Source organism: Shinella sp. (assembly GCF_052438155.1).
Classification (GTDB): domain Bacteria; phylum Pseudomonadota; class Alphaproteobacteria; order Rhizobiales; family Rhizobiaceae; genus Shinella.
Map to the genome: position 1 here is coordinate 1 of NZ_JBQVPI010000093.1, position 2,783 is coordinate 2,783.

The 2,783-nt window shown below is 52.5% G+C and carries 1 protein-coding gene; it reads right to left on the bottom strand.

From position 1 onward, the window contains the following. Window positions 1-388: 388 nt before the first annotated feature. Window positions 389-2,783: TrlF family AAA-like ATPase (locus tag ACT6VE_RS34665; protein WP_444802639.1), on the bottom strand; the 2,395-nt coding region annotated here is incomplete at its 5' end.

Consider the following 2,783-nt stretch of genomic DNA (forward strand, 5'->3'; position numbering starts at 1 on the left):
GTTACAGCCAGTTCCTCGACGTTTGTACGGACCGGAGTAAGCTCCCGAACTTCTGCCGGTGTGTAGAACACGACTGAGCCGGGTTTTGACCAGCTTGCCCTTACGCGACCAGTGCCGCCGCCATTCCGGCCACCTGCGCTGCTCCCCGAAGAGGAATTATAGGAGGAAGGCGAATATGAGGGCGGCGAGTAGGACGGAGGCGAATACCCTCCACCGTATCCGTATCTCGAGCGGCCTCTACAAGCAGGACAGTTTGCCGCAGCCCTCGATGACCGATGTCCTTCTCTTGGCGCCGTGCATCTTGCCATTTGCGAGTTAAGCTCCCCTAATTGCTAATTTCAGCAATCTTACCCGGTTCGCACAGATAACGATACAAAAGATCGTTGTTTCATGCCCTGCGAACGATGGCATATCTCCGGTCCCGCCGAAGAAATGCATCTTGACCGCCTTCGAGAACATTGCACACTTGCTTACGAATTGCCGGATTTTCAAGCGCCCCGCTTTCATATCCAATGGTCGGTAAGCCCGTGTCGCGCTTGACCCCCGTAGCAATGATGACCTGCTCAGAATCAGAGTTTACGACGAGGTTTGGATTGTGCGTTATTACGATAACTTGGCGCCGAATTTTAGCGAGCCTAAAGTAAGGTGTAAGTAAGTGATATATTGATTCGTTGTCGAGGTTTTCATCTGGCTGATCGACAATCAAAGGGCGCGTATCGTTCACGTCCATTCCAAGGTACAAGATGAGAAGCACGATGCCTTTGGTGCCTGGCGAGAGACTTTCTAAGTCCGTGCCGTTAAATTTGAGCCCGTAGTCAAGACGAATATGATCCACCTCGAACAGCCAGTCCATCACGTCCTTTGTTGTGACATTGGATCGAAGGTATGCCGAAGGCTGGAGATTGGCAACTCGGAATCCCTCTAGGAACTTGTCGAGGGCGTCCCTTATTTTCTGCGCGTCGCCACTTCCCCATGCCGGGAGCAACAGCTTCCGAGCAGCCTCGGATAAAAGTTCATACGATCCATAAGGGCCAGATCGACGTTGATCGAACAAGCTCTCGCCGCGCTCAAGCCAGCCTTTGAGGTCTGCGGTCCAACGGATCGAGAATTCCAGATCCTTGCCTTTGAGTAGCGCTTTTTCGTTCAATGAGTCTCGGATCGGTTCATAGAGTGATTGCAGGACCTCTTGCTCCGCTTCAAGGTTAGAGAAGTAATCGTGATAAGCGTCCAACCGCCGCGTCTGGATGCCATTCAGCCTCGGTTTTTCGACCTCAATGATATTTTTGATTTCGGAGGCTAAGCGCTCGACCTCTGCATTGATGGCTGCAATACGTGTTTGAATCTGCTTTGTTCTTTCTTGCCGCGCTTTATCGGCGGTCTCGCGCAAAGATAGCTGTTCGATCTCCGCGTTTAGAGCCTTGATTGTGTTCGGAGCTGACAGCTCGCCGCCCTCGATATTTGCCAGCTCCTTCGCAATGTCGGTTCTCCGCTGTTGAAGCGGAACGCCGTAGTCAGAAACAAATTCTGCCTTAAACTTGGGCCACTCGGCGGATGGGATCCCAGCCTCCTCTAACAGTGGCTTCAATTCTTCAAAAAAACGTTCGATCTGTGCGCCGAATGCATCCACTCGTTTTGTTAAATCATCAACTCGCTGGAGCTTCTGTTTTTCAGAAGCTGCGGCTCTCTGCGCCTTCGTCAACGCGTCGCGTTTGAGCTGTAGATTCTCCAAAAGCTTGGCCTCTTCTGGCGTCGTCGGCAAAGGAATTTGCTTTTTGAGCCCTTCTCTTTCGACCTGGAGCGCTTTAACGCGCGCTTCCTTTTCCGCCTGCTTTCCGATCAGTTCGCGAACTGCGAATTCTTCGCGGATGACGGCGTGGATCGTTTCGCGAAGACGATTGCTCTCAGCAGTGACGCCTGCCGTCTTCATCGCGCGAAGCTCGTCAAAATCAGAGGCGTTTAGGGTGTCGACGGGATCAAGGTAGTTGAAAATGACCTGCTCAATCTCTTTGACGAGTTCGCGTGTTATACCATCCCGAGCGCATATCCGCTCAACGTAATCTTGGGACAAATAACGTACCAATTCCGTGCCGTTAGTTTGATCGCCGACGACCTGGCTCGTCATTGTTCCGTCTGCCCAGTTCAATGTAACCGCCATGCCGTCTAAGTGCGGGGAGGCTCGATTGAGAAAACACTTTTCGTCGTCGCTGATCCAACCACCGGCTGCGTAAGCCAGCAAATCGGCAAGTGCCGATTTTCCTGAGCCTTTTTGTCCAATGATAGACACCATTCCCGGATTTAGGGGAATCTCCCCTTCTGCGAACCAGCCTTTGCCATTCGTCAATTTTATGGAAGAAATCACACGAGCTTGATCGTGATAGTCCGGAAGCGACGGTCCGATGAATACACGATCTGCGGGTTCGTGTAGAACTTGTCGAAGCCCCTCAAACGTCGTATCTGCTTTGATCCAACAGAAACGGAGATCGCAATTCGACGGATTGGCGGCGTCACAGAAATGGTCGTTCTTGCCGCGCAAGGCGCAAGGGTGAGCAATCTCCGGGTAACCGTGGCAGTCAGAGCCGTGCAGACACGGCTTCAGCGTCATGAATTCTGAAACGAAATGCTCCTCGCCATCGACATACGGATTCTGAGCCAGCGCCCATGCGCGAGTTTTGGGGTTGGATGCAAAAAGCGCGTCGGACCGCTGAAGCAAAACCTTTCGGGTCAAATGGTCTTGAGAGTCCCATCCGATCTTAGGGAGGTCTTCGTCCGCCACCACACAGAAG